A 23,068-nucleotide genomic window follows, 5' to 3' on the forward strand; every position below is an offset into this window, starting at 1 on the left:
TTGGCTACCCCTGACGTCGATGCCTACCGTGAATCTGTGTCCCTACAATGCACAGGGGCCAGATTGTCGCCGCAAGGGCCTTGTGGTCGGGTTTCCGGGCGAATGCCGATACGGTCACGAAGCATTCGTACATCTCGGCAGATTCATTCTCTGCGAGAACCTGGTCCTCACCGATCACGACCCATGGAAGCGGCGTTTTCGGCGGTACGGTGTGATAGACGCAATCGAGCCCGGCGCCGGTAAGCGCTGCGAAGACGGCTTTCTGAAGTGGAAGGCTAGGGTCTCTCATATACCAAGGGCTCCTTTGAGCGCTTTGCGCATGGCGCGCCGAAGGGCGGTCCGATGGCGCTTGCGGAAGATTTTGGTGAGCGGCACCCAAAATGGATTGGCCGGGACGTGAGAACCGTCCGCAGCGACGTGACCGAATTCGAGGGGGACGCCGTAAGGAAGCTCGTCCGAACCGACCGAGACGACATGTTCCATCAGGTCTGGATCGCCCGGCTCGACCTTGATGGTATCGGCGATATGGTCACCGTCTTCGCCACGCGGAGCGATTTTCTTTCCGCGTTTTCCCATGAGCGTCGCATAGCGCGAATTGGTGTCTTCGGTCGCATCCCGCACGGCGGCCGGAAGCGTTGCCAGCTTGGCATTGAAGGCGGCAATCTGCGATGCGTCGACAATCCGTTTAGCCATTCAGGCCACCACGTTCGGCCAGGATGTTGACCTGGCGGCCGCGACCTTCGAGATCGCCGGACCACTTGATATCGTAAGCTGCGCCGGTTTCGTCGATCATCCGATCGCCGACCGAAACCTCGACCGATGGAATGCGGAGCACGACATCATAGCGGGTGATGCCGGTGGTCCGCAGCGCGCGGATTTCCTCACCGCCACGTTCGGCCATTATGCAGGCCCGGACGGGACCATAGACTGGCACCCACGCCGTCACGAAGCCACCGAGATCATCTCGGACTTCCGAGGGGCGCTCGATCGAGACGATGTGGCGAAATTCCGAGGTGCGGGGAGGCGTGTAGGCCATCAGTCCGCCTCGTCTTCGAGAACGCGGTCGAGGAATTCCTGATATTCCTGCCGGATCGCGTCGCCGCGCGCGGCGATTTCAGCGTGATTGAAGAGATCGTCCTCGGCGATGCTGGAATAAATGGCCGAACCGCGCACGATCGCGATGTCGGCGACATCATCCTCCACCTCGCCTTCGTAATGGGCGCGATAGGTCACGCTCACACGCTCGGTGAGCCGGTGGTGATAGTCCTTCGTGAAAAATACCCGCTTCATAGAGGTATTTAGCCGAAAGCTCGGTATCGCGAGAGGATCGCCGAGACAGCGAAAGGAACTTCCGCGAGCTTGGTCGTACTGGACGCTTCCCTGTTTTCATAAAGGTGCGAGATCAGCATCAGCGCCGCATGCTTTAGATCAGCCGGGATCACGTCGTATCCGGCCGTGAAAGTGACCTTCACGCGGCCCACGTCCGAGCGGCATTGCGGGAGATAATGGCCCTTCACGCGCGCAGGGGTGCTGTCCAGGTCGACCGAATATAGATCGGGCGAGACCGTTCCCCCGTCCACGGTGATGCCGTCGATCGAGCGCACGGGGCACAGGTCGATGTCGAAGCATCGCGGCAGATGGTCCATTGTCAGGACCCATTGCGTGACCGCCAGAGGAATTCCCGCCCCGGTCGGTCCTTCGATATAGCCGGAGGCGACTTCGACCAGGTGCTCGATATAATCGTCGTCCTGATCGTGCATCAGGTAAAGGTGGCGCTTCGCCTCATCGAGGGTCAGCATCGGGTCAGCCGGTGCGGTCACCCGCTTGAGACGAAGCCAGTCCATTATTTTGCCACCTTGGTCCGGCGGCGAGTGGCGGTTTCCTTCACAGCGGCGCGGGTGGCGGTTTCGAGAGCACCGACAGGCTTTGCGGAGGGTGCTTCGAACGGTTCGGCAATGCCAAACTTCACCCAGCGGGCGCCCTCGTCAGTGGTGACAATGTCGCCGGGCTTATAGTTAGTGGTGGGGCCTGCTAGGGCCGATTTCATACGTACCTTCATGGACGTATTTAGTTCGGTACGAAAAAGGGCGGCCCTTCCGGACCGCCCCAATTCGTGCCGCAAAGGCTGGTCAGCTTACGCCTGCACCAGCTTCTTGACCGCGTCCGGGTTCATCAGGGCGCCATCGTAGCGCATCAGGCCGACAAAGCCGACCTGATCGGTGTCGGCAAAGCGTTCGTCGAGACGACGAAGACGCGGCGAACCGACGCGACGCACGGTGTACTCCGACAGGTCACCGAACAGTACGGTAGCGTTGCCGCTGGCGATCGAAGCCATGTCCTGGTTGATGTAGTACGGCTTGTCGAGGATCGTCGAAGCCGAACCGGATGCAAGGCCGGGCTGCCACAGCATACGACCCTGATTGTCCTTCAGAAGGCGCAGGGCCTTGAAAGTGGCGTCATTGAACATGAATCCAGCGTTTGCGCGATATGCCGGGTCAAGCGAGTGGTACAGTTCAAGGATATCGACATCGCTAAGGGCCGTTGCAGAGGCCGACGTGTGACCGACGGTCGCAGCGGTGACGATGCCTTCCGGCTGACCTTCACCAGTGCCGACAGTGAGATGCTCGTTAAGACCACGACCCCAACGCGAGGCGAAAACCTTCTGGATATAGCCGACAAGGTCGATGCTCGAATCCTGAAACAGTTCCGAAGAAACCTTGATAAGGCCGGTGGTGTACTTGTACGCCGACAGGGATTTCTGACCGAACTTCACGTCGCGCTCAGGAATCACGACGCCTTCACCGATGATGGTCGCCTTCTGCGCCGTGGTATCGCCGGTCGGGAAGACCTGCTTGTTACCGCTTTCGGTCGTCCAGTAGGTGACCGGACCGCCTTCGAGCATCGGGCCATAGGCCTTCATCTTCTCGATAATCTGAGGAACGTAACCCACAGGAACAAGGAAACCGCCGTCCTCGTCCACAGAGATACCTGCGGCGCGCACTTCGGCACCAGTCGCCCGGCCGCGAACGTACTTGGCAAAGACAGCCTCTGCGGTGTCAGCCGAGCGTTCCTCAACCTTGGTTGCCTCGATCGGTAGACGCTCGACGGCAGCTTCGTATGCGGCCTGACGGGCTTCGATCTTTTCGAGGCTAGCGGCGCGGGCTTCGAACGCATCTGCGTCATCAAGCATACGCTGCGCTTCGGCCAGCTTTTCCGGGGTGTCGTTTTCCGCGATTACAATCGCGGCCTTGTTAGAAATCTCCAGCGCCTTTGCGCGAAGCTCAGTAGCATTCATTAAAGTATTCGCTCCAAGTCATGAAATGGGTGCGAATTATTTAGTCTCGCAGCTTCACTTCTTGACTTTGGAGCAATGGTTACTTAATCAGGCGCCTCGTCAGCGCGCGCTTCATCAATTCGGAGCGCATATTGTCATTTACCGCTTCCGGTTTTTCTTCTTCGACGGTTTCTTCGACCTTTGCTGCGCGCCAGGTTTCGAGCGAGCGCATGGCGGCTTCGGTGGCGGGGTATGCCGGGCTGATCACGAAGCTGACTTCGAACAACTCGACTGCGATCAGCGTCCGCTCGATCGTGCCGTCGTCCAACTCGCGCCAACTGTCTTCACGGACGCGGAATCCGAAGCTCATGCGAAGGTCGCCATCTCGCAAAGCATCCAACTGCATGGGGTTCATGCGGGTGGTATCCATGCTAAAGGCGAGGCCGTGCGCATCCTCCGACAGGGTGAGTTTCCCGGAGGCGGTCGAGCCGAGGGGCTGGTCGTCCTTATGCGCCCACAGCGCGTACACGTTCGTTTCCCCAGCAGCGACCGCGCGAAGAGATGCGGCGAAAGCGCTTGGTGCGATACGCTCGACGAAACCGCCCAAGTCGTAGCTATCGGAATTGAAAACGGCTGCGTAGCCGGTGGCCCGGCCTTCCTGATCGTCAGTCTTCGCGCGGATTTCGACATCGGCCAGCGCGAAATGGCGCGTTTCATTGGTAGTAGGGGTGGTCATTCTGCATCCTCATTTTCGGTGTCGTCAGCCGGGTCGGCCTGATCGTCCGGTTCGACCGGATCATCTGCGGGTGAAGTGGGCGCCGGGGCGGGTTCCGGTTCCTGAAGCTGGCGAGACAGCGGCACCGACGCGCCTTGGATGAACAGTTCGTCCCCGCCTTCCTTGGCCGGAAGGTTCTCGAAAGCGCGCGCTTCATTCGGCGTGTAAATCGCCGCGTTTACGGCCTTTTGCAGACCTTCCATGCGCGCTGCGAAGTCGCCGCGAAGCAAGCCAGCCATCGAAAATTCTACGTAACCGGAGTTATTGCGCGGGCCGAAAAGCTTCGCATTCATTTCCTGCTCGATCGCCTTGATGAGCGGCGTCAAAGTCTGTGTGGCGAACGACAAATTCTGCTGTTCGACGTTGCTGTACGTGCCGCTCGAAAGGTCATGGAGGATCGCAGGCGCGACGTTGAAAATCCGCGAGGTCTCCGCAAGCATGAACTTGCGAAGTTCGACAAGCTGCGATTTGGCGGGATCGAGTCCGATGGGGTCAAGACTATGGCCCGGAGGCGGCAAGAGAATGCCGCTTTTCGACCTGGCGCTATTCCGCAGGTTATCGAGCAAATTGTCTGTCGCGCGCTTCGCGGCTTGCGGCGAGGTCGTGTCGACTTTGGAGTTCAGAGCGAGAAGCGGGACACCACCATTCCCGAAAAGCTTCGCGCTGTAGGCCTGCGCTGCGATCATCAGGGCGATAGCGTCGCGGTTTACAGTGATCGGATTGTAGTGATCGACTGCGTCCCCGGCCGGGCAATGCACGATATCGATTACGTTTGCCGCGTCATACGTCACGGTGCCGGTCGTCAGGGCATATCGGTACTTCCGAACCACCGCATTCCCAGAAAGTGCCTGTTCGACCGTCAGCTTCGAGCCGTCGAGCGGATAAAGGCCAATGACGCGGCCAGCACGGTTCCGCGAGATGAAGGCGGTGGCCCGGCCGGACAGCAAGAGCCTGGAAACCAGCCACTTGAGGAACTCTGTAGCCGTCTGGTGGTCATTCGGCCGATCATGGACGACGTAGTACAGCGGGCTCTTCGCGTCTTTTTCGGAGCCGTCTGCAGTGCGCCTGTACAGGTGAAGAGGAAGGGCCGCGATCGTGCCGGAAATGACATTGACGGCCTGCCAAATAGACGTGACGCCTAATGCCTTTGCCTCGGTCACCATCTCGCCAGTCACGGCGCCGGGCGCGTTGAACGCTTCCTGCCACGCGTTGGGATCGGTCAGAGAAACAGCCGGGTTTTCGAGGGAGCGTGTTTCCTTCGCTTCAAACAAATTGAACATGCCGGTATTTATCTATCGGTGATAGATCAGCGCGCTCGGATGGCAGATTAAAGCACCGGCATACGGTAGTTTGGGTCTTCCCAAGGCGAAGTCATCGGCGCTGCAATTCTCTCACGGTTCTTAAGGCCGAGCGCCATTGCTAACGCGACCGCACCGTCGATCTTGTTCCGCGACTTCGCCTTGTCGAACGATCTATTACCTTTGGAATCGGTCATCACGAGGGCATTCATTACGCACATCGTCAAAAGCGGGTTGCCGTCATGCACGAGGGTTTGCGTTACGATCGCCTCTTCGAACGCGGTGACGGCCGGGGACATGTCCACCCAGCCCTGACCCCAATCAACGACCCGCAAGGCCCCGCTTTGCCGCTCTCCCTTCACCGGAAACAGGCCAATCTCTTCCAGGTGATTCATCAATTCGGCGGTGAAGAAACGGTCATACGCAAGGCCGAGGACATCGTATTGTGCCGATAGTTCGGCGATCTTTTCCGCGATCGTACGCGGCTTAATCATGGCGCCGTGAACTGTGTCGAGCCATCCTGTGTTTGCGAAAGCGTCATACGGCACGCCGTCCCGTTTGGCATGCTCGGGCACCAGGATCGCCGGTTTCCAGAACCATGCTTTCACGCGCGTGACATCGTCGGCACTGATCATGACCAGCGCGGTAAGATCGTCTCGCTTCGACATATCGAGCGCGAGGTATACCGGCTCGCCGGGGTGAAACTCGACCGGCTGCTCGTCCGGCGCACGAACGCCTTTCCATGCCGACTGGCTGATCAGAGTGCTAAACGGATTGACGCGCTGATTTAGGTAGCGCTGCCGGAAATTCGCTTCCTTTTCCGGACGGCGCGCTGCTTCGGCGGCTGCTTCGGCGATCTGCTTTCGTGGCTTCCAGGTCGCAAGGGTCGGATTGGCCTTCAGCCACTGCGCTTCATCCAGGATGTCGCAATCTTCATCAGCCGCGTACAAATGACAGACCGTAGTCGGATCGAGCTTGTTGCCGTTTTCATCCCGACGAAGACCATCATCGATCAGCAAACTGAGAGGGTGCAGCGGATCGTTCGTCTGCGTGGAGATGACCACGGCGAGAGGGCGCGCGCGAAGCTGCTGAGAGTCATAGAGGACGTTCCAGAGTTCGTCGTCGCTCGCCTCTCCGAACTCATCGTAGACAAAAAAGTCAGCGCCAAGGCCGTGTTTACCCTTGTTCGTCGCGGAGAGAGCCCGGTAGACCGAACCCCGGCCACGGGCGCCGCTCGTCTTCACAACGATGCGCGACCGGCTCTCAACAATCTTGAGGTGACGGCGTAGCGACGGCGCGAATTCGAGCATTTTGACGACCATGTCGAAGATGACTTTCGCCTGTTCAAAATCGACTGCAGCACTGTAAATCTGTGCATTGGGCTGCGATTCCGGGCCGATGAGGGTCGCCAGCACCAAACCGCCGACTAGCAGCGACTTTCGGTTCTTACGGGCTACAGACAGAACCGCGCGGGATACCACCGGGCGACCGTCTTCGCGGACCGGCTCGTAGATGTCCCTGATCCAATCGATCTCCCACTGGTCGAGGACGATTTTCTGACCAAGGGCGGGGCCATCTGGGATCGTGAGTTTCTCGATGAATTGAATGACGCGATCGGCGCGCTCGGTATCGCGCAACATCAGTGAACCAGCGATGCGAACTCGTCTTCATCGTCGCCCGGATCGGATGCGATTTGCTGGCGGGCGATCGGATCGAGGCCAAGCCTTTGCCCGAGTTCCTTGATCAACCGCGCCTGGTCAGACTGCAATTTGTAGATCGGATTGACGGTTAGCTGGCCGGTCGAGCCGGGGATCATCGGCTCGAAATCCTTTGCCGCGATCATCCGTGTCGCTGTGCGGTGATTGGAGACCGCCTCGCAGTATGCGGCGAGGATATGAGTATCGGCGGCGGTATAGACTTCGACCGGCATGGACGCGACAAGTCGCTTCCACACCTCTTTCGCGGTCTTCGTCATTTCCTTCGGAGCGGCGGGCGCGCCGATCGGCTGCGGTTCCTTATCGTTCAGCGGGCGCTTGCCCGGGTTTCCGCTCAATCGCTTGATATGGGTGGGGACTGCTGTATTCGGCATTACCGGTTATTTATTCCGGTGCGACGAACCGTCGCTCTTGAGGCAGCGGGGGGCGTGTGTTCAGGACATTCATAATTGGCGCGACGGCGGCGATGCTCACAGCATGCGGTCCGGCGAAAGGCGGTAGTTCGAACCCGGTGACGCTTTATCGGAACTCGCCCTTCGGAACCGTGCGCGTTCATTGGGCAACATTCGACGCAGATGAAAGCGATCCGGCGTACAACTTGAATAACTGTATGATGGCCGCGCGGCTTTTAAATGCAAATACCGCCGCATTCGCGCAATCAGAAGGTAAGCGTCCCGATAATAGTGTCGGATTTTGGTGTGAGAGCGGGCGTTACAAGGAAAAGGGAAATATCCCGCCTACCTTTGACGCGGCATTCCCGACCGATGTTTGACTAAAAATAACCTGCTGAACTGCGGCCGTTAAAATTCGACTTGGCGGCCGGTCTGCGGCCTGTGCCGCCTAGTGATCGCACCACCCCCTCCCCGCAACGTTCGAGCAGGTGCGCGCACCTTTATTTAGCCTCGGACGCAATATTCGTGCGCGATGCCGCGTTCGGGTGGTTCGGGTCGATGGGGTAGCCGTCCAGGTCGACGGCGCTGTGATATCCGCCGCGTTCTTCCCTTTGCTTCACCGCCGAGTGGCACGATTGGCACAAGGGCTGAAGCTCACCCGCGAAGAGTTCGCGGTCACCACGGTGAGGGACGATATGGTCGGCCACCGTGGCGGCGGTGATCCGGCCGAGCGCCTTGCAATATCGGCACATGGGCTCGGCACTCAGTAGAGCGAGCCTACGGTCACGCCATGCCCGCGTGTTGTAGAGGCGACGATAGGCCTTCGCTTCGTCCGACCGATCGTCTCGCCTCACAGGTCGCCACCACTTGGCAGGCCGGGCAGGACAGACGGCTGCACGTAGTGCAAGTGGCAATAGTCGATCATCGCATCGGCCATGTCGTAGATGCTGGCGATGGCCTTGTCGGGGCTCATGCCGGGCGACCACGACGTGATATGGCGGTGGATGATCTGAGCGACATCCTCGCGAGACGGCGCCTTCATGGCTTCGCCTTCCGTGCCTTTCGCACTGCGGAGACGGTGAAGGCGGACAGCCAACCCGCGATGGTGATCATGCTGGTCGCAGTGATCGCACAAGCAACGTCGAGGGCGAGCGGCACGAATGGCATGAGCGACACAAACCCGGCCGCGCCGAAGATCAGGGCATTGGTGATCCCGATCGCTTTGAGGACATCATTCGTCATCGCCAAGTTCCTGCACCATCATCGCGAAGCGGCCTTGGACGCGCTGGAAATCAAGGACGTACGCCTCGGTCGCGCTGGCATAGAACCGACCATCCCGGCGTTCCTCGATCAGGAAGAGGAATTCGGCTTCCTGCTCAGGCAGGAGCATAGTGCGACCGTCGAAAACGTCGAGGCACCAAAGCTTCGCGGACATGCTGATCTGTCCGTCATCATCGTATAAGTGATCCATGCGGATATTTAGCGTCGGGTGAAAACCGATCCGCTTGCTCGCAGGCGGCGAAGCACCGATGCGCCGCGATCCGGCCACAGCGCCATCAGGTCGAGCAATGCATGGAACTCGTCCGCCGACATCGTCCCCTTCGCCGCGTTCGCCTGGCTACTGGCTAGGACGAGATTGCCGAGCGTGTGGTCACCGCCTCGATCGAGCGGCATCCTGTGATCGATCGTAATGGTGTCGAGGGTCAGCGGGCGGTGTGTGTACGCACATCGGAGTGGCTGCGCTCGGAGCCATGCTTCTAGGTCGTCCAGTGAAGGCCTATCGAGGTCGGGAGCCCGGCGGCGCATCGCCGAGCGGAAATTGCTGGCCTTGTATCGATAGAGGTTTTCCCTCGCTCGGAGGGTCTGCGCGCTGCGTGTTCGGGGTCGTCTAGCCACCCGATATTTAGCACGGCGATGTACAAATCCCCTCATTCGCATATAGATAAGTAGGTCGAATGAAGCCCTTTTGCTTGAGGATGTAATGAAACGTATTGCCTTGATCGCCGCCGCCGTATTGTCCTTTCCTATGTCAGCCCATGCCGCGCTGGTTAAGAGCGCTGTCACTGCAACCAACGGTGTCATCATTGATAAAGCGACTGACGACTTCGCGAAGCGCTTCGAATATACCTCTCCCGCTCAGAAGAATCAGATTTCCGATGATACGAAAGTCGTCGCGTTCTTTCAGCGCATTCGGAAAGGCGAGGTCCTGGGTAAACTGACCGTCGAAGGTTTCGTGCGCTATTCGGCGAGAAACTGGCGCCATTATCGCACGGCTGTTTTTGCAGGCGGGGAACCGGCGCCGTTCGTCATCGGGTCGAAAGACGTGAAGATGTGTGACCGCCTGTGCTTCATGACCGAGGGATTCTTCATCGATCTGACAGCCGACCAAATTGCCAAATACGGAAAGGACGGCACTGTCTCGGTCCAGCTTCGAAGCGATTCCGGGGACACCGCGATGGTGACGCTGCAAGTCAGCCACTTCGCCGCGATGGAAGAGGTCGCCAAGTGAGTGCCATCTGCGGCGATTGTCGGGAAATGCGGACATAGATTAAGCAAGCGTCTGCTCATCGTGTCAGCGGCGATATCCGGGCAATCCGTCGCGTTTTTTCGGGGGCCATGTGGATAAGCCGCCGATTTAAGTGACTCTGGTTCCCCCGTTTTGCTATGCACTCGGGGTCGGCGGGAATTCCTCTTGTCGACACCATAAGGAGACAGATGTGTCATTTGCAGCCGTCTGCATCCTCCTTACGCTTCTCCTCTGCTTCGGGACATTTGTCCTGAAGCTGGTCGAGGTCTGCCGTAAGTAGAATGCTAGGAGTGGGGGACGGGCGGCAACCTGTCCCCCCGAAGGCATGAAATGATTGACCCCCCACAGCGGCAACCATGGGGGGTCTCGATCTCCACAAGGCTGACGCCCGTGTCATTTGCACAACGGAATTTACGCGGATTGCGTTAATTTTTCAAGGTGACAGGCTCCAAAGCGCATTTGGCGAAAACCGCAGTTTTCCGCGCCTTTCATCGATAGAAATATTCCGTAGCGCATATTTTCGACAGTCGCGATGCGACCGAAGTGGTTTTCTATCGGCACCCAATCCTTCCCAATCCCCGATTGACGAATACATCCGGAAGGTGTATTGGCGGGGCATGGAAAAGAGGAAGGCGCACCACGATCTAGCCGCGATCCAGTCGCTTTTCGCGAATGGCAACGGGCCGATGACACGGACGGCGATCCGCAGTGCGCAGGCAATCGGCTATTTGCCGTCCGAAATCTGCGAAGTGATTTGTGAACTCGAACCTAAGCATTTCGTGAAGTCGGCGACTGCTCACAATCCGGTGAATCCGAATTGCTGGCATGACACCTACATTTTTGACGACGTGGAAATCGAGTTGTTCATTAAATTTGCCGGTGAGGACATCGAAAACATCGTCCTGACCTCATTCAAGGAGCGCTGAATATGCGTACCATGATCCACCCGGAAACCGGCCAGACGCTGACTCGTCAGGAACGTCCGGAAACCATCAGCCACGGTATCTACTCGCGGACGATCAATCTCGCGGGGTGGTATCCCGAGGATGACGGCGACGCCATTCTCGATCCCGACGATCAGAAGGCTTATGAGGAAGTCGCGGGCGAATTGCGGGCGCGCTATATCGCTCGCCTGAAGGAAATGCGGAAGCGCCTCGATCTCACACAGGAAGCTGCATCGAACCTCATCGGTGGAGGAATTCGTTCTTTCCAACGTTACGAGAGCGGCCGCCAGCCAACTGCGGCAGCGGTCCGATTGATCGAAATCCTGTGCCGCCATCCCGAACTCGTCGATGAAGTCCGCGAGATCGAAGTCGCTGAAGCGGCATAACGATCCAATCTATGAGACTCAAAAGGGGAGCCGATTGGCTCCCCTTTTCGCTTCAGGCTTCCAGCACCCTAGCAGCATCGAGCGGCTTGTCCCGGATGCGGTGGACCGTCTGTCTCGACACTCCCGCCGCACGGGCGATGACGGTCGGGGTCGATCCCTCGGCGATCATGCGCGCGATCGTCTCAAGCTGGTCGGCCGAGTAGCTTGGCTTGCGTCCGAGGTACTTCCCCTGCGCCTTCGCGTGGGCGATCCCGGCTCTCTGCGCGGCTTTGGTGGTCTCGGTCTGCGCTTGAGCCATGGCCGCGAGGAAAGCGATCATCGAATCCCGGAGAGCCATCTGCATCGCGTCATTGGTGACACCGTCGAAAACCATCGAGTTGATGACCGTGCGCACGATGACACCGCGTCGCATGAATTCGCGCAGCGTCTCGGTCACGTCGGTATAGTCACGGCCGAGGCGATCGATCCAGCGCACGACCAGCGTATCGCCTTGGCGCAGCATGTCGAACAAGCGCTTGCCTTCCGGGCGGTCGGCCAGCTTGGTGGACACACCGCTTACGTGTAGGCGCTTGCAATCGTAGCGCCTGCTGCTCGCAAACAGCGCGAATTTCTGCTCAGATTAGATGACAGCGGGCGAGCCGCGCTGCTCACCCTAAATGACAACATGCTCGCCATCATCCGTGCCTGCTTGCAAACAGGACTGGCCTGCTCACTATATATGCCAGTGAAGTTTATGACTGGCATCATATCGGCACCCCGGCTTCGCGGAGCCGCTCGGTCAGTTCGCGGGTATGTTCGGCGTCCAGCGTTCCGGCGAGGAAGGCGCGCACGTCGGACGGCCGGGTGTTGAGCTGGCTGGCGAGCGCGCCAGCGTCGTAACCGTTGCGCGTCAGCGTGGGTTCGAGGTCGTCGATCGCGCGCGACAGCACCTGCTCGACGATCTCGACCGTGACGGGCTTGGCGGCGAGGCGGAAGCCCTGCTCAAAAGCGAGGGTCAGGTGCATCTCGATCTGGAGCGGGGTGCGCAGGCGCTCGGCGATGAGGTCGATCGCATCCTCGTCCATCAGGTCGGCGACCTTGACGCCCTCCGCCGCACAGACGCCGAGCAGCCAGGCGACATAGTCGCGGCGCTCGGCACCTATGCCCTCATAGTCGAACGTGGTGGTGCGGTAGCCGATTTCCTCCATTTGCGGGCGGCGCAGATCGTTGCGCAGCCGGGGGTGGCCGACGAGCAGGACCGACAGCAGCACGCCGGCATCGGCCACCACCTCCATGAGCCGCTTGAGGCCGGTCAGTGTCTTGTGGTGGAGGTCGTGCGCCTCGTCGACCACCAGCACGACCGGGCGTTTCCCTTTACGCATGATGTCGCGCAGGTCGCGCTCGCGGCGCTCTGCCTGCTTGGGGATCTTCACCTGGGCGCGGTCGCCGGGCGAGAGGTCATAGAACAGCGCCTCGATCAGCGACGGCAGCGAGGTGCGGCGCTTGTCGACCGCGAGTGACTTGGCGACAGCGACCTTGCCGGCCCTGACCAGTTCGTCCTCGATGCGGCGCAGGAGATGCGTCTTGCCCGATCCGACCAGGCCGGAGACGACGATCAGCCGACCGGTCTGCACCGCTGCGCAGACCTCGCGCACGAGGTTGCGCTGATGCTCCGTCTCGAAATTGCCGGCCCCATGAAACGGGCGGGCGAGCCCGTAGCTGGATTGAACGTCGGCGAGCATCAGCTTGTCCCCCGTCTGGCCTGGAACCGCTCGCGGATGCGGCCGGCGATGATGGTCTTGTCGAGCGTTTCGCCCAGCAGGGCGTCGATGAAGGCGCGGTCCGCCTCTGGCAGCGAGCCGAGCGGTCGCCGTAGCTGGTCGACGATGGCGTGGCGCGCGGCGAGCCCGGTCGGGTATGCCGTCTCGACCACCGGTTCGGGAAAAGGGGTCTGCCGGACTGCGATGCCTGCGGTCGAGGGCGGCAGTGACGGCAGCGGACGGTCGCCGCCCGTCACGGTCGCACGGGGCAGCCCGAGCTGGTCGGCGAGCCGGACCACCTTGTCGAGCCGCTCCTCGGCGCGGCTCTTCTGGTATTTGCGGTAGCGGTAGAGCGGCACCGCGCCGCGCGACGGCTCGTAAGGTCCATACCGCTTGCCGTCATGCTCAACGAAAAGCTGCTGGTCGAACAATCCCCAGAGCAACGTCACCGTCTCACCGGCCAGCTCTGGTTCGACTTCGTAGGAGGCACCCTCGACCGAAACGGTCGCGTCGCCCGCGACGGTGCGCCGCTCGGGCTCGCGGGCGAAGGCACAGAACCGCTCCCACGAGCACATGGCGCGTATGCCTTCGCCGGGCAGGTGCCGCAGCCAGTGCTCGATCCGGGCGTGCGGCTCGGACCGATGGCCGCCATTGTTGTAGGTGACCAGCGCGCGGCGCATCCACAGATTGGCTTCCGCCTCGTCCTTCGGCTTGTGGAAGTGGTAGAGCGTCTCATGCACCTCCTTCACCGTGCGGAAGGGCCGCTCTACCTTGCCCTTAGCGCGGGCCGCCGTGTGCCGGTCGTCCTGCTTCGGCGGCAGGTGGGTCAGGACGCGAATGCCGAGGCTGCCCATCACCGACTGGAACACACGCGACCGACTGACCGGGCCGTTGTCCATGTAGATCGTCACCGGCAGACCCTGGAAAGGCAGCTCGGGTTCGGGCTTGGCGGCGAAGGCGTTGAACAGGAAACGCAGCGCGGACTCGGCGTCCTCGCCATAGACGCTGCGATACTCCTGATAGACCACGCCCGAGCAGTCATCGACGACCGAGAACAGCATCAGCGTGGGTTTGCCGCGACCCTGTTCGATCCATAGCGGCGCTTCGACTTGCTTGAGGTCAGACGGGCTCATGTCGAAGTGCCACAACTCGTTGGATCGCCGCGCCTGGAAACGGACGGCCGCGTGTGGGCGGGTGACGCGGGCATAGTCCAGCCCCGATGAGCGGAGCAGCCGGTCGATGGTGGCCCGCTTCAGCAAGCCGGGTGCGACCTTGACCAGACCCTCCGGTGTCTCGACGCCATCGGTTTCCAGAAACTCGATGGCGCGGGCGGTCGAGACGTGCCGACCCTTCTTGTTCGTCGTCCTGATCTTAAGTGCGGCGACGATCTCGGCATAGCGTTCCATCTCCGCCTGCGGCGCGACCCGCGTCGCGCCATGATCGGACCGGCGCACCGACCGGGGCCGGTTCAGCTCGCGCAGCGCCCGGTACAGCGTCGAGATCGAGATGCCGTAGGCCTCGGCCGCACGGGCGACGATCTCGGTGCGACCGGGATCGCGTGGCGGCAACAACGACAATCGTCGGCGAAGGTCGACCAGCGCCTCTCCGGGCGGCCGCTTCGCCCGGTCAGCCATGCGCTGCGACAGGCTCATTGGCCGGTGCGCCGCTGCCGCGCTTGCCGGCATAGCGATAGAGGGTGGCGACCGACACGCCCATGCGCTTGGCGATGTCGCGCACCGGGAGCGTTCCCTCCATCATCATGGCGCGGGCCGCAGTGACGTCGCTCGGCCGCATAACCGATGGACGTCCGCCTTTGCGGCCCTGCCGGCGTGCTTCCACCAGCCCGGCGGTGGTCCGCTCGCGGATCAGGGCGCGTTCGAACTGCGCGATCGCGCCGAACACATGAAAGGTGAGCATCCCGCCCGGCGTGGTTGTGTCGATGCTCTCGGTCAGCGACACCAGCCCGATCTGCTCGCGCTCCAGCTCCTCGGCCGTGGCGATCAGCTTCTTGAGCGAACGGGCGAGGCGGTCGAGCTTCCAGACGACCAGCGTGTCGCCGGCGCGCAGCACGTCTTGCAGGATGCGCGCAAGTTCAGGCCGGTCATCACGCGCGCCGGACGCCTTTTCGGTGAACAACCGGTCGCAGCCGGCACGGCGCAGTGCGTCGAGCTGAAGCTCGGGATTCTGGTCGCTGGTGCTGACCCTGGCATAGCCGACCCGCATGGGCGTCCAATCTTCTCCAAACCCGTCGCAGGCATACCGTTTTGCGAAGCGGGTTTCCAGAACAGTTTTGACAAAGCCCGGACCGCAGATTTACGTTGCCGGGCAGGCAAGGCGATCGGCTCGTCAGAAAGGGTCGTTTTGCAGAACCGCTCAGGAGCAAGATTTATGCAGGTTCTCGATACGGCGAGCTGGGTCGGCGATGGCGACGACGCCGACTTCTTCCTCGCGATCGAGCGCACCTTCGATCTGCGCCTGCGTTCGAACCTGCCCTGGACGACGTTCGGCGAAGTGCGTGACCATGTCGTCGCGCATGTCGCGGCTCACGGCGGGGGCGGCACAGCATGCGCCACGCAAATGACGTTCTACAGGCTTCGACGCGCGCTCGGATTTGGCCGGCACGTCGGGCCGGATGCTCCCTTGGCACCGTTGATCGGTGACGCGCTGAGGCCCGTGTTCAGCGACCTGGAAGCCGATACCGACCTCAAGATGCCGGCGACGCGAGCCGGATGGCTGGGGATCGTCGGCGGCTCGTGTTTCGTCATCGCCGCCGCCATCCTCGCCCTCACGACGTTGCCGCCGCCGTCTCGCATCTTCGCCGCCGGAGCGAGCGCCTATGTAGGGCTCTGGCTGCGGCACCTTGACCGCCGGCGACTACCGCGAGGATGCGAAACCATCGGCGATCTCGCTCGAATGGTATCGGAGCAGAACCGTGGCAGGCTCGCCCGCGATGGCGCGCGCCTCACCTCACCCGAGATATGGCGGATCATCCAGCAACTGGCTGCCGATGAGAGCGGCATTGACCCCGACCTGATCGGGCCGGAGACGACCTTTTTCCGCATCAAGGCGCAAGCCGCCTAACGGGAATCGACGCCAGCTCTCTCAGCCTTCTGCTTCAGATCTCCCAAAACTCGGGACAAGTTCATCCTGATCGCAAGCCTGGCTAACGGCTCCCAATAGAGCACCGGCTCGACCCGCAAGACATGGCGAGCCTCGATATCGAGCCGGGTGTGTCCATTCGGCAGAGATGTGAGGGTGAAACCTGTCGTGCTTGTCTCGAAGTAGCCCTGCACATGGGGTGAGTGGACCCGGCGGTAGGGACTCATTTCTTCCATGGCTGGCGGTTGGGCCAGCACCGCGAAGGCGAGCCGGTGTTCGGGCTCCCATTCAGTTACCCGCTCCCGTGCTGTGCCGGTGGAGAACTCGCCCAGACGGATCGCGCCGACACCCTGACCGAGTAGCTGGCTGCGAATCGGGTAAGCGAGACCGGCCATTCCCACCAGGCCGGGGTGACCAGAGATAGCGCGTTCGTCAGTGAGCGCCGCCCATGCCGCTGCCGGAGGTGCGGCTATCTCGATAGATCCATGAGCCGCTATCGGCAGCGCGGGCGGCACGGCCGCTTCAAGTGCAAAAAGTGCGGGAAGAAAGGCCACACTCGCGACCGTGCGGCCGCCGCCATGAGCAACCTTTGCAACAGCTCGGCCCGCAGCGCCGCCAATCAGCGCCGCAATTGCGCCCAACGGCGCGGCCAGCAGGATGCAGACCAAACCCTCAAGTGCCAGCATCACGAGCGCAACCGTGCCGAGCGCTGCGGCAGCCAGCACCAGTCGTGCGGTCGCCCGCCCGCTCAGCAGGAGACGGCGGTTTGCGAGGTAACCGGTGGTGATGCCCACCAGGAAGGGTGTGGCGACGAACAGGCTCCATCCATAGCTGCCCAGAGTCAGCGCCGACACGAGTACGGCCGCGACGATGATGGCCACGCCGGCAAGCACGCCTTGAACCATGTGAGCGATGCTCGCGCCCGGTACCGGAGCCAGGCCATCTTGCCGTTCGAACCTGGGTAGTAGTGCCAGTATCACCGCGGCCGCAATCTGCACGGCCGGCACAATTGCGGCTGCAGCGAGGGCGTAACCCGCACCTGACCAATTGGCGCGGCGGAATGATGTAAGCGCAAGCCCGGCCGCTGCCACCAGCGAAGCTGTAAACGCCAGAGCAGCGTCACCGGCAGGAAGGCCAGGACTCATGGCCAGTCGTCTTAGCGGCAGCAGCCAGAAGCTGACGTCGGCTATCAGCGGCGTGCCGCGGGCGACTATCAGCAGGCCGACGACCAGATGCGGTGTCAGCAGCAGCAGGGGCGCGGTGAGTGCATAAGGTCCCGGCCGCATCGTTCCGGTGAAGGAGGGAAACCGAACGATCGGCATCACGCTTTCCCTGCCATCGCGGCAGCACCAGACTGCGCTTCATGCCCATGCTCGGGTGCGATCCTGGTCAGTTTACCCTCGCGCGCAAGGTGCTCGGGGAGCGCGATGTTCCAGGCGAGTCCTGCCCGCTCCAACAGCAGCACAAAGCCGTAGCCCCAATCGCTTTGGCCCGGATAGAGGCCGATCCGCGCCGAACCGGGGAAGGCGTGATGGTTGTTATGCCAGGCCTCTCCCATTGTCGGGATCGCAGCCCAAGGCACATCGTGAGCCTGCACGCCAGCATCGTTCACCAGCCAACTCTGCGGTCCCGTGCGGTGCGCCAGGTGCCCGACGAACCAATGCCCCGACACCGACAGGGTGACGCGCACGCACACACCCCAGACGACCCAGCCCCAACCGCCCGCCAGGAACAGAAGCCCGGCGACCGGCAACTGTTGCGCCATCCAGGTCGCCTCCAGAAAGCGGTAGAACCTGTCGCGTCCTGCGCGCCCCAGGTCGAACGAGGGTGGGCATTCCAGCTCCAGGCGGCAATGCATCTGCCACCACGCGTCGGCCAGCGGCCGGCGACGGTGCGCCAGATAGTCATGGCAATCCGCCCGCCGCTGCGCCCAATCCCGAAGGTCGTGCGTGCGGATCATCCATAGCGGACCACTCATACCCACCAAGGTGCCAGTCCAGACCAGCAGCCGTTCCAGCCACAGGGGACAGTCGAAGCTGCGGTGGATCAATCGACGGTGGAAGCCGACACTATGACCCAGCAGCAGCGTAACTCCGGTCAGGGATAGACACGCGGCCAGTGCTCCCCAGCTAAATAGCAGCGGAGCCAGCAGCAGCGAGGCGGCAAGCATGGCACCATTCCAAAGCGAATGCACCGGATCCCACCGCACCACACCTTCTACGGGGCTGCTGCCGGGCAGCTCTACCAGCGAGTTCACCCGGCAGCGTTCAGGATCGAGGGTCATTCCAGACTCCAAGCGTTTAACTCACAGCTTAAATGCTCCTTCGTTCAGCCACCCTTGTCAAGGGTTTAGCTTATCCCTTAATTACCGGGCATGCAGAAGGTCTTTGAAGCTTTGGCGTCCACTCCGCGCCGTAAAATCCTGGCCTACCTCGCCCATGCGGAACTCAGCGCGGGCGAAATCTCGTCACGGTTTGAGATGTCCAAGCCCGCCGTATCACAGCACCTCTCGGTGCTTGAGAACGCTGGACTGGTGACAAGCGAAAAGCGCGGTCAATTTGTGTTCTACCGATTGGCGGCAGACAATCTCGCCAACACGCTCAACGCATACGTGCAGGAGGTTTGCCCCGTGTCGCGGCCATTGAAGGCGGAGAGCGCCAGCCTCGCACGCGGACGCAATGCCGCTGATGCGGATGTTGGCGAAAAGCGTGAGTAGGTCGCTCCGATTGCAAGCAGGCGCGGCCGATGGCGAGCAGGTTGTCAGCTAGCGTGAGCACGGTTCCGCGCTGGCTGTCAGTTATTTCGAGCAGGATACGACGCTGTTTGCGAGCAGAAGGCGCTACGTTTGCAAGCGCCTACACTTACGCCTCGATCCGAGACGACTTCATCGAACATAAAGCCAGCGGCCTCGGCCTGGGTGACCTGGTGATCGAGGGTCTGCTCGGCGGTCGATACGCGGCAGTACAAGATGGTCTTCATCGATCGGCCTCGGGAGTCCGTTAGGGTGTAGTCCGTTTCTTGTGCGGTCCGAAATGCAATGTCAATCCTAACGGACTCTCGATCGCGAGGAATGCCGTTGCCGTCGTCCGGTCCGTTAGAGCATACCCTAACGGAGTGCGTGAAGCCTCAAGCCCAAGTCTGACGCTTTACGATCTTGAAAATTTGCGACGGCACCGTCTCAAACAGTTTGGCCAGCTTTCGATATGAATAAGCGCCGGTCGCATGGAGCGCTCGGACGCACTCTGCGCGCTCCATGGAGAACTTGTTCACCGACGTGTTTCGAAGCTGATCAGCATGTGATGCCCATCGGCAATTGTCCGGCGAATACCCCCGGTTATTATCGATGCGATCGAGAGTTAGGTGGTCTTCATAACCATTCGCAATTGCCCATCGAATGAATGCGGAAGTATCAATTCGCCATTCTTGACAAATTCCTATCCCTCGGCCACCGTAACGGTGAAAGGATACATGCTTTTCGTAATAGCAGCGCTGTTTCATACCGCGTAAGATCGAAGCTAGACGCGGATACTGTTGCTGCAAGGATTTTTGTTTCATCCTTTATTTAGCAAAAACGGAACAGGCGTGAACGTTCACTTCCGTTCCTGCTATCGACCCTTTATGTTCCGTCGTGCTAAGGCGGCCTCATGGGCATGAACATCAAGATGGAGACAGTTTCCGATATCGCGCGGAAGAGATTCAACGTCGCCTGTCGGTGCGGGCGCTGTGGCCACAAAGCCGTGGTCGACGGTCTGAAGCTAGCGCGGTGGTTTCATTACCACATGTGGTCCAGCCACATTGACGAGATCGCCAGGCGCGTCCGGTGCTCGAAATGCCGGGCGAAAGTTCCTGATGTGACGATCACGACGGCCCTTCCCTCCAACCCGAAATGGATGGACAGTGAAAGCAAGTGGAAGGACCTGCACCGACGTTTGCGCGGTTGACGGCCCCTGCCCCTTCGAAGCAAAGGCTTCCTCCCATTTTTGTAACGAAGGTTTTGCATTGGACGTTGGGGGGATGATCCGAACCGCGCGGAAGGCGGTCGGGATGACACAAGATGAAGTCGCCCAGCGCGCGGGCGTGTCACGCAAAGCGGTAAACGGCCTTGAAGCGGGCCGGGCATCCATAGCCACCTTTCAAGCGGTGGCAGATGTTGTCGAGTTTCGAATAGCGGGTCTGCCGATCGGCCTATCACTTGGTGAGCGTCTTGCCACTGCGCGAAAGCGCAAGGGGTGGACGCAAGCGCGACTTGCCGAACGGGCTGGCCTATCGACGCCGACCGTGCGCGCGATCGAGCGGGGGACCGGCCAGGTTGCATCGCTGGTCGCCATGCTTGCAGTCGTCTCGAAAACCGCGCGCCCTAGGAAATCCGAAAAGGCATGCTGGGAGAAAGGGCGCCGTGATGTTCGTCTGACGCCCGCGTGGCTGCTCGACGAAATCCGCGAAACCTTCGGATCGATCGACCTTGATCCTTGCGCGGCGGAAGGCTCATTCGTCGGTGCCGGGCGGGAAATATATCAGGACGAAAACGGCTTGCTGTCGAGGTGGTCGGGCAAGCTGGCCTTCGTGAACCCGCCCTTCAGCGAAGCCGCCCGCTGGCTAGAGCGATGCTACCAGGCGTGGGAGACCCGCGAGGTTGAAACGGTCGTGGCTCTGGTTCCGGTGAGGACAAACACCCGCACCTTCCATACGCGCTGCGCCGGGGTAGCGGATGTCCTCTTTCTGAAAGGCCGACCGAATTTCGTAAATCCGTTTCAACCAGAAGTCTCAGGACAAACGCCGTTCGGAGTTTGCTTGATCTGCTGGGGGGCGGCTCCCGGCGTATCGAGAGAACTAGCCATCCGTATCGGAGCCACACTCCTGCCGTCGAAATGAACCCGGCAAAGAAAAGCCGCCCCGTCGTTCAGTACGGAGCGGCTCATGCATAAGGAGAACGGAACGTCGAAACCCATCAACTAGCCGTCCTTCTATTTATAGCGCACGAATACTTTCCCGGCAATAAACTTCGCACACAATTATATATGGACTGAATTTCGTGTTCCGTAGTATAAATACCTTTGTTCGGCGTGCAGGCCTGGACAGTGTCAAAACGCTGGAAAGCATCCGCCGAACCTTCGTTTAAAAATAATCTCAAGACGCTCGGTTCCTGCACGTTCCGAGCGTCTTATTTTTAAACGGTGAATACGTGCTTCAATCTACTCTCTACAGGACCGGCCCGGTTCTATCTACCGCCGACGTTCTTGCGACCATTGCCGACGACAAACGGACGGCGGAGTTCCGTGAGGTCCAATCGGCAGACCCGAACTTCACGCCTCCACTTCGACAGAAACCGGCCGCCATGACCCTCGAAGACGCGGTCCGCATGGTCCGCGAGAACTCTACCAACATCCACTTTGTGCGCGAGGTTGTCGAAGCCCTCGGAGGCTATGACGTTGTGCGCAAGGCCAAGCCCAGGCCCGCCCCCGTTGATCTTCCACTCTCCAAAGTGTGGGCTGTCGAGGTCTCCCTCGGGCACATCGTAAACACCAGCGGACCTAAGAAAAAGAGCGACAAACCCACTCGACCCGATCAGGCGGCCGCGAAACACAGGGCGGTCGTGCAAGCTTGGTTTACAGGCACTCAGACTGATTTCAGCAACCCGGATTGGTACGCGGAAGCGCTACTCTTTGAACCGAAGCGCGCGATAGCGGTCGCCAAAAAGCAAAAGCGGTGCTCACAGGCGTACAAAGATTGGATCGAAAAGGCCGCAGCGCCGTTTGCGTTGGCCTCGGGTTACCTGATCGGGATGCTCTACATCTCCCACCCGGTCGATTATCCCGGTACGAACTATTACGACGGCCACATCGTATTGGTGCCGAGAGAGGCGATCAACGATCCTACGTCGAAAGCGCAAGCACTGGTCATGAAAGTGAACGAAGCGCTGCGTCTTCCCGCCTTCCACTCGAAAACCGCAACCGGCAAGTCTCTCGGCGGGTCTTTCTTCCGCCAAGCGCGCGGGTTGCTCGAACACCGCGCAATGCGTGGCTGGAATGCGGGTCCGCTCGAATACCTCAAGTCGTAATCGACCTATGTGAATCTCTATGTAATGAAAGAAAGAATAATAGTAAGTAATAATTACATAGAGATTCACATCTCACATGCGATTTCCTTCGGAATTCCGCCATTTCTCGATTTATGTGAATTCCTTACATAGAGATTCACACTCAACTCGGCTTCGCCTCGTCTCGGCATCCACGACAGTTACATAAGCGCGAAGCGCGCATACGCTCACGCGAGAAAACCGCCCCGCCCCCGCCGCGAATAAGCCCTCCCGGATCGCTCCGAGAGGGCCTTTCGCTCAAGCCGTCACTTCGTAGCGCCGCGCGACACCCGAGCCACCATGCACCGAATAGGCGCGGACCGGGACGATGCGGCCGGACTTCAGGCGGCGCACGTGGCCACGACGATCGTGCGGACGCTGCGTGATGCCGGTGGCGCCGATGGATGCCGAACTCGTCACAGTCGGCTTTCCGAGCGTGATGCGGATCGTGTCGGGGATCGGCGGGAGCTTCCCCTTTGCTCGACCGCGATTTACCGAAGCGAGCCTTTCGGAAGCGCTGGTTTCTTTCTTCGTCGATTCCATGGAGAGAAGCGCGAGGCAAACCATCACGGAATTGTATTCGTCCGCGACAATGCCGCCAAGTGAGTCCAAGTCCATATCGAGGCCTTTTTCGCCACGATATGTTACCTCACCGGTGTCACGATCAATATTAACAACTTCGTACCCTGCGATCCAAGAATTCGACCCAAATCTTTTGCTATAGGTGCGCAAATGAAACATGTTTCTATCAGGCTCGGCCGATATGATCATGATCTCAACGATGTGGAGCGGCGTGCAAAATTGACCCCCTTAGCGGGGTGATCGGCGTCTAAAATTGACCCC

General features: G+C 60.4%; 31 protein-coding genes. 10 read left to right on the forward strand and 21 right to left on the reverse strand.

Annotated elements, in window-relative coordinates; genetic code table 11:
• Positions 1-4: 4 nt before the first annotated feature.
• From NTCA1_RS29190 to NTCA1_RS25770, 11 genes are all read right to left on the reverse strand, one after another.
• Positions 5-289, reverse strand: a complete 285-nt coding sequence (locus tag NTCA1_RS29190; RefSeq protein WP_159832245.1) for a DUF3168 domain-containing protein — start codon at positions 287-289, stop codon at positions 5-7.
• Entirely contained in the window at positions 286-693 is a 408-nt protein-coding gene (locus tag NTCA1_RS25725) for a hypothetical protein (protein ID WP_159832246.1), read from the reverse strand. The genes NTCA1_RS29190 and NTCA1_RS25725 overlap by 4 nt, the downstream gene beginning before the upstream one ends.
• Positions 686-1,036, reverse strand: a complete 351-nt coding sequence (locus NTCA1_RS25730; protein WP_159832247.1) for a head-tail adaptor protein — start codon at positions 1,034-1,036, stop codon at positions 686-688. The genes NTCA1_RS25725 and NTCA1_RS25730 overlap by 8 nt, the downstream gene beginning before the upstream one ends.
• Positions 1,036-1,290 (reverse strand): hypothetical protein, encoded by a 255-nt coding sequence (locus NTCA1_RS25735; protein ID WP_159832248.1) that lies wholly within the window; start codon positions 1,288-1,290, stop codon positions 1,036-1,038. The genes NTCA1_RS25730 and NTCA1_RS25735 overlap by 1 nt, the downstream gene beginning before the upstream one ends.
• Positions 1,291-1,298: 8 nt before the next feature.
• Positions 1,299-1,844, reverse strand: coding sequence for a head-tail connector protein (locus tag NTCA1_RS25740; RefSeq protein ID WP_159832249.1), 546 nt, complete (start codon positions 1,842-1,844; stop codon positions 1,299-1,301).
• Positions 1,844-2,059, reverse strand: coding sequence for a hypothetical protein (locus NTCA1_RS25745; protein WP_159832250.1), 216 nt, complete (start codon positions 2,057-2,059; stop codon positions 1,844-1,846). The genes NTCA1_RS25740 and NTCA1_RS25745 overlap by 1 nt, the downstream gene beginning before the upstream one ends.
• A gap of 75 nt (positions 2,060-2,134) precedes the next feature.
• Complete coding sequence (locus NTCA1_RS25750) at positions 2,135-3,295, reverse strand: phage major capsid protein (protein ID WP_159832251.1); 1,161 nt, start codon at positions 3,293-3,295, stop codon at positions 2,135-2,137.
• 79 nt (positions 3,296-3,374) lie between these two features.
• Complete coding sequence (locus tag NTCA1_RS25755) at positions 3,375-4,010, reverse strand: HK97 family phage prohead protease (protein ID WP_159832252.1); 636 nt, start codon at positions 4,008-4,010, stop codon at positions 3,375-3,377.
• The gene (locus NTCA1_RS25760) at positions 4,007-5,329 is read right to left on the reverse strand and encodes a phage portal protein (RefSeq protein WP_159832253.1); all 1,323 of its coding nucleotides are present in this window, start codon (positions 5,327-5,329) and stop codon (positions 4,007-4,009) included. Before NTCA1_RS25760 ends, NTCA1_RS25755 begins: the two co-directional genes overlap by 4 nt.
• Positions 5,330-5,376: 47 nt before the next feature.
• Positions 5,377-6,987, reverse strand: coding sequence for a terminase large subunit (locus NTCA1_RS25765; protein ID WP_159832254.1), 1,611 nt, complete (start codon positions 6,985-6,987; stop codon positions 5,377-5,379).
• The gene (locus tag NTCA1_RS25770) at positions 6,987-7,436 is read right to left on the reverse strand and encodes a phage terminase small subunit P27 family (RefSeq protein ID WP_159832255.1); all 450 of its coding nucleotides are present in this window, start codon (positions 7,434-7,436) and stop codon (positions 6,987-6,989) included. Before NTCA1_RS25770 ends, NTCA1_RS25765 begins: the two co-directional genes overlap by 1 nt.
• Before the next feature lie 56 nt (positions 7,437-7,492).
• Here NTCA1_RS25770 and NTCA1_RS25775 point away from each other — a divergent pair, with 56 nt between their 5' ends.
• Positions 7,493-7,834, forward strand: coding sequence for a hypothetical protein (locus tag NTCA1_RS25775; RefSeq protein ID WP_159832256.1), 342 nt, complete (start codon positions 7,493-7,495; stop codon positions 7,832-7,834).
• Between the two features lie 120 nt (positions 7,835-7,954).
• Here NTCA1_RS25775 and NTCA1_RS25780 read toward each other — a convergent pair whose 3' ends face one another.
• Positions 7,955-8,308 (reverse strand): HNH endonuclease, encoded by a 354-nt coding sequence (locus NTCA1_RS25780; protein WP_201282604.1) that lies wholly within the window; start codon positions 8,306-8,308, stop codon positions 7,955-7,957.
• A complete protein-coding gene (locus NTCA1_RS25785) occupies positions 8,305-8,496 on the reverse strand; it encodes a hypothetical protein (RefSeq protein ID WP_159832257.1) in 192 nt (63 codons plus the stop codon). Before NTCA1_RS25785 ends, NTCA1_RS25780 begins: the two co-directional genes overlap by 4 nt.
• Positions 8,497-8,532: 36 nt before the next feature.
• On the opposite strand from NTCA1_RS25785, the gene NTCA1_RS25790 reads away from it, so the two are divergent.
• Positions 8,533-8,916: a hypothetical protein gene (locus NTCA1_RS25790; RefSeq protein ID WP_159832258.1), complete on the forward strand. Its 384-nt coding sequence runs from the start codon at positions 8,533-8,535 to the stop codon at positions 8,914-8,916.
• A gap of 17 nt (positions 8,917-8,933) precedes the next feature.
• Here NTCA1_RS25790 and NTCA1_RS29095 read toward each other — a convergent pair whose 3' ends face one another.
• Positions 8,934-9,539 carry an HNH endonuclease domain-containing protein gene (locus NTCA1_RS29095; RefSeq protein WP_306439318.1) on the reverse strand — a complete coding sequence of 202 codons (606 nt, stop codon included), beginning with the start codon at positions 9,537-9,539 and terminating at the stop codon, positions 8,934-8,936.
• On the opposite strand from NTCA1_RS29095, the gene NTCA1_RS25800 reads away from it, so the two are divergent.
• From NTCA1_RS25800 to NTCA1_RS25810, 3 genes are all read left to right on the forward strand, one after another.
• Entirely contained in the window at positions 9,436-9,963 is a 528-nt protein-coding gene (locus tag NTCA1_RS25800) for a hypothetical protein (protein WP_159832260.1), read from the forward strand. The two genes, NTCA1_RS29095 and NTCA1_RS25800, sit on opposite strands and share 104 nt — an antisense overlap.
• Before the next feature lie 635 nt (positions 9,964-10,598).
• Positions 10,599-10,907 (forward strand): type II toxin-antitoxin system MqsR family toxin, encoded by a 309-nt coding sequence (locus NTCA1_RS25805; protein ID WP_159832261.1) that lies wholly within the window; start codon positions 10,599-10,601, stop codon positions 10,905-10,907.
• 2 nt (positions 10,908-10,909) lie between these two features.
• Positions 10,910-11,311: a type II TA system antitoxin MqsA family protein gene (locus NTCA1_RS25810; RefSeq protein WP_159832262.1), complete on the forward strand. Its 402-nt coding sequence runs from the start codon at positions 10,910-10,912 to the stop codon at positions 11,309-11,311.
• Between the two features lie 52 nt (positions 11,312-11,363).
• On the opposite strand, the gene NTCA1_RS25815 is transcribed toward NTCA1_RS25810, so the two are convergent.
• The 4 genes from NTCA1_RS25815 to NTCA1_RS25830 all read right to left on the reverse strand — a co-directional run bounded on the left by NTCA1_RS25815 (position 11,364) and on the right by NTCA1_RS25830 (position 15,273).
• Entirely contained in the window at positions 11,364-11,861 is a 498-nt protein-coding gene (locus NTCA1_RS25815) for a recombinase family protein (RefSeq protein ID WP_201282605.1), read from the reverse strand.
• A gap of 193 nt (positions 11,862-12,054) precedes the next feature.
• On the reverse strand, positions 12,055-13,032 hold the full coding sequence (locus NTCA1_RS25820; protein ID WP_159832263.1) for an ExeA family protein: 978 nt from the start codon (positions 13,030-13,032) through the stop codon (positions 12,055-12,057).
• Positions 13,032-14,684 carry a DDE-type integrase/transposase/recombinase gene (locus tag NTCA1_RS25825; protein ID WP_159832274.1) on the reverse strand — a complete coding sequence of 551 codons (1,653 nt, stop codon included), beginning with the start codon at positions 14,682-14,684 and terminating at the stop codon, positions 13,032-13,034. Before NTCA1_RS25825 ends, NTCA1_RS25820 begins: the two co-directional genes overlap by 1 nt.
• Complete coding sequence (locus NTCA1_RS25830) at positions 14,677-15,273, reverse strand: recombinase family protein (protein ID WP_159832264.1); 597 nt, start codon at positions 15,271-15,273, stop codon at positions 14,677-14,679. The genes NTCA1_RS25825 and NTCA1_RS25830 overlap by 8 nt, the downstream gene beginning before the upstream one ends.
• A 165-nt stretch (positions 15,274-15,438) precedes the next feature.
• Between NTCA1_RS25830 and NTCA1_RS25835 the strand changes: the two genes are divergently transcribed.
• Entirely contained in the window at positions 15,439-16,131 is a 693-nt protein-coding gene (locus tag NTCA1_RS25835) for a hypothetical protein (RefSeq protein WP_159832265.1), read from the forward strand.
• Here the strand turns inward: NTCA1_RS25835 and NTCA1_RS25840 are convergent.
• The gene (locus tag NTCA1_RS25840) at positions 16,128-17,471 is read right to left on the reverse strand and encodes an SRPBCC family protein (protein ID WP_159832266.1); all 1,344 of its coding nucleotides are present in this window, start codon (positions 17,469-17,471) and stop codon (positions 16,128-16,130) included. The genes NTCA1_RS25835 and NTCA1_RS25840 overlap by 4 nt on opposite strands.
• Positions 17,471-18,433: an acyl-CoA desaturase gene (locus NTCA1_RS25845; RefSeq protein ID WP_159832267.1), complete on the reverse strand. Its 963-nt coding sequence runs from the start codon at positions 18,431-18,433 to the stop codon at positions 17,471-17,473. Before NTCA1_RS25845 ends, NTCA1_RS25840 begins: the two co-directional genes overlap by 1 nt.
• A 90-nt stretch (positions 18,434-18,523) precedes the next feature.
• Here NTCA1_RS25845 and NTCA1_RS25850 point away from each other — a divergent pair, with 90 nt between their 5' ends.
• The 4 genes from NTCA1_RS25850 to NTCA1_RS25865 all read left to right on the forward strand — a co-directional run bounded on the left by NTCA1_RS25850 (position 18,524) and on the right by NTCA1_RS25865 (position 22,207).
• Positions 18,524-18,865, forward strand: coding sequence for a metalloregulator ArsR/SmtB family transcription factor (locus NTCA1_RS25850; RefSeq protein WP_159832268.1), 342 nt, complete (start codon positions 18,524-18,526; stop codon positions 18,863-18,865).
• Positions 18,866-19,793: 928 nt separating this feature from the next.
• Positions 19,794-20,090, forward strand: a complete 297-nt coding sequence (locus NTCA1_RS25855) for a hypothetical protein (RefSeq protein ID WP_159832269.1) — start codon at positions 19,794-19,796, stop codon at positions 20,088-20,090.
• Between the two features lie 73 nt (positions 20,091-20,163).
• The gene (locus tag NTCA1_RS25860; RefSeq protein ID WP_255490618.1) at positions 20,164-21,021 is read left to right on the forward strand and encodes a DNA N-6-adenine-methyltransferase; all 858 of its coding nucleotides are present in this window, start codon (positions 20,164-20,166) and stop codon (positions 21,019-21,021) included.
• Between the two features lie 463 nt (positions 21,022-21,484).
• Entirely contained in the window at positions 21,485-22,207 is a 723-nt protein-coding gene (locus NTCA1_RS25865; protein ID WP_159832271.1) for a hypothetical protein, read from the forward strand.
• 276 nt (positions 22,208-22,483) lie between these two features.
• Here the strand turns inward: NTCA1_RS25865 and NTCA1_RS25870 are convergent, their stop codons facing one another.
• Entirely contained in the window at positions 22,484-22,996 is a 513-nt protein-coding gene (locus NTCA1_RS25870) for a hypothetical protein (RefSeq protein WP_159832272.1), read from the reverse strand.
• Between the last annotated feature and the right edge of the window lie 72 nt (positions 22,997-23,068).

Source organism: Novosphingobium sp. TCA1 (genome assembly GCF_009811895.1).
Taxonomy (GTDB): Bacteria; Pseudomonadota; Alphaproteobacteria; order Sphingomonadales; family Sphingomonadaceae; genus Novosphingobium; species Novosphingobium panipatense_A.

What these genes read in the sequence shown, in the direction of transcription:
- NTCA1_RS29190 (WP_159832245.1), bottom strand. Translation starts at nt 289, where the DNA reads ATGAGAGACCCTAGCCTTCCACTTCAGAAAGCCGTCTTCGCAGCGCTT.
- NTCA1_RS25725 (WP_159832246.1), bottom strand. Translation starts at nt 693, where the DNA reads ATGGCTAAACGGATTGTCGACGCATCGCAGATTGCCGCCTTCAATGCC.
- NTCA1_RS25730 (WP_159832247.1), bottom strand. Translation starts at nt 1,036, where the DNA reads ATGGCCTACACGCCTCCCCGCACCTCGGAATTTCGCCACATCGTCTCG.
- NTCA1_RS25735 (WP_159832248.1), bottom strand. Translation starts at nt 1,290, where the DNA reads ATGAAGCGGGTATTTTTCACGAAGGACTATCACCACCGGCTCACCGAG.
- NTCA1_RS25740 (WP_159832249.1), bottom strand. Translation starts at nt 1,844, where the DNA reads ATGGACTGGCTTCGTCTCAAGCGGGTGACCGCACCGGCTGACCCGATG.
- NTCA1_RS25745 (WP_159832250.1), bottom strand. Translation starts at nt 2,059, where the DNA reads ATGAAGGTACGTATGAAATCGGCCCTAGCAGGCCCCACCACTAACTAT.
- NTCA1_RS25750 (WP_159832251.1), bottom strand. Translation starts at nt 3,295, where the DNA reads ATGAATGCTACTGAGCTTCGCGCAAAGGCGCTGGAGATTTCTAACAAG.
- NTCA1_RS25755 (WP_159832252.1), bottom strand. Translation starts at nt 4,010, where the DNA reads ATGACCACCCCTACTACCAATGAAACGCGCCATTTCGCGCTGGCCGAT.
- NTCA1_RS25760 (WP_159832253.1), bottom strand. Translation starts at nt 5,329, where the DNA reads ATGTTCAATTTGTTTGAAGCGAAGGAAACACGCTCCCTCGAAAACCCG.
- NTCA1_RS25765 (WP_159832254.1), bottom strand. Translation starts at nt 6,987, where the DNA reads ATGTTGCGCGATACCGAGCGCGCCGATCGCGTCATTCAATTCATCGAG.
- NTCA1_RS25770 (WP_159832255.1), bottom strand. Translation starts at nt 7,436, where the DNA reads ATGCCGAATACAGCAGTCCCCACCCATATCAAGCGATTGAGCGGAAAC.
- NTCA1_RS25785 (WP_159832257.1), bottom strand. Translation starts at nt 8,496, where the DNA reads ATGAAGGCGCCGTCTCGCGAGGATGTCGCTCAGATCATCCACCGCCAT.
- NTCA1_RS25800 (WP_159832260.1), top strand. Translation starts at nt 9,436, where the DNA reads ATGAAACGTATTGCCTTGATCGCCGCCGCCGTATTGTCCTTTCCTATG.
- NTCA1_RS29095 (WP_306439318.1), bottom strand. Translation starts at nt 9,539, where the DNA reads ATGATGACACCGTTGGTTGCAGTGACAGCGCTCTTAACCAGCGCGGCA.
- NTCA1_RS25805 (WP_159832261.1), top strand. Translation starts at nt 10,599, where the DNA reads ATGGAAAAGAGGAAGGCGCACCACGATCTAGCCGCGATCCAGTCGCTT.
- NTCA1_RS25810 (WP_159832262.1), top strand. Translation starts at nt 10,910, where the DNA reads ATGCGTACCATGATCCACCCGGAAACCGGCCAGACGCTGACTCGTCAG.
- NTCA1_RS25820 (WP_159832263.1), bottom strand. Translation starts at nt 13,032, where the DNA reads ATGCTCGCCGACGTTCAATCCAGCTACGGGCTCGCCCGCCCGTTTCAT.
- NTCA1_RS25825 (WP_159832274.1), bottom strand. Translation starts at nt 14,684, where the DNA reads ATGGCTGACCGGGCGAAGCGGCCGCCCGGAGAGGCGCTGGTCGACCTT.
- NTCA1_RS25830 (WP_159832264.1), bottom strand. Translation starts at nt 15,273, where the DNA reads ATGCGGGTCGGCTATGCCAGGGTCAGCACCAGCGACCAGAATCCCGAG.
- NTCA1_RS25835 (WP_159832265.1), top strand. Translation starts at nt 15,439, where the DNA reads ATGCAGGTTCTCGATACGGCGAGCTGGGTCGGCGATGGCGACGACGCC.
- NTCA1_RS25840 (WP_159832266.1), bottom strand. Translation starts at nt 17,471, where the DNA reads ATGCCGATCGTTCGGTTTCCCTCCTTCACCGGAACGATGCGGCCGGGA.
- NTCA1_RS25845 (WP_159832267.1), bottom strand. Translation starts at nt 18,433, where the DNA reads ATGACCCTCGATCCTGAACGCTGCCGGGTGAACTCGCTGGTAGAGCTG.
- NTCA1_RS25850 (WP_159832268.1), top strand. Translation starts at nt 18,524, where the DNA reads ATGCAGAAGGTCTTTGAAGCTTTGGCGTCCACTCCGCGCCGTAAAATC.
- NTCA1_RS25855 (WP_159832269.1), top strand. Translation starts at nt 19,794, where the DNA reads ATGGGCATGAACATCAAGATGGAGACAGTTTCCGATATCGCGCGGAAG.
- NTCA1_RS25860 (WP_255490618.1), top strand. Translation starts at nt 20,164, where the DNA reads ATGATCCGAACCGCGCGGAAGGCGGTCGGGATGACACAAGATGAAGTC.
- NTCA1_RS25865 (WP_159832271.1), top strand. Translation starts at nt 21,485, where the DNA reads ATGACCCTCGAAGACGCGGTCCGCATGGTCCGCGAGAACTCTACCAAC.
- NTCA1_RS25870 (WP_159832272.1), bottom strand. Translation starts at nt 22,996, where the DNA reads ATGATCATATCGGCCGAGCCTGATAGAAACATGTTTCATTTGCGCACC.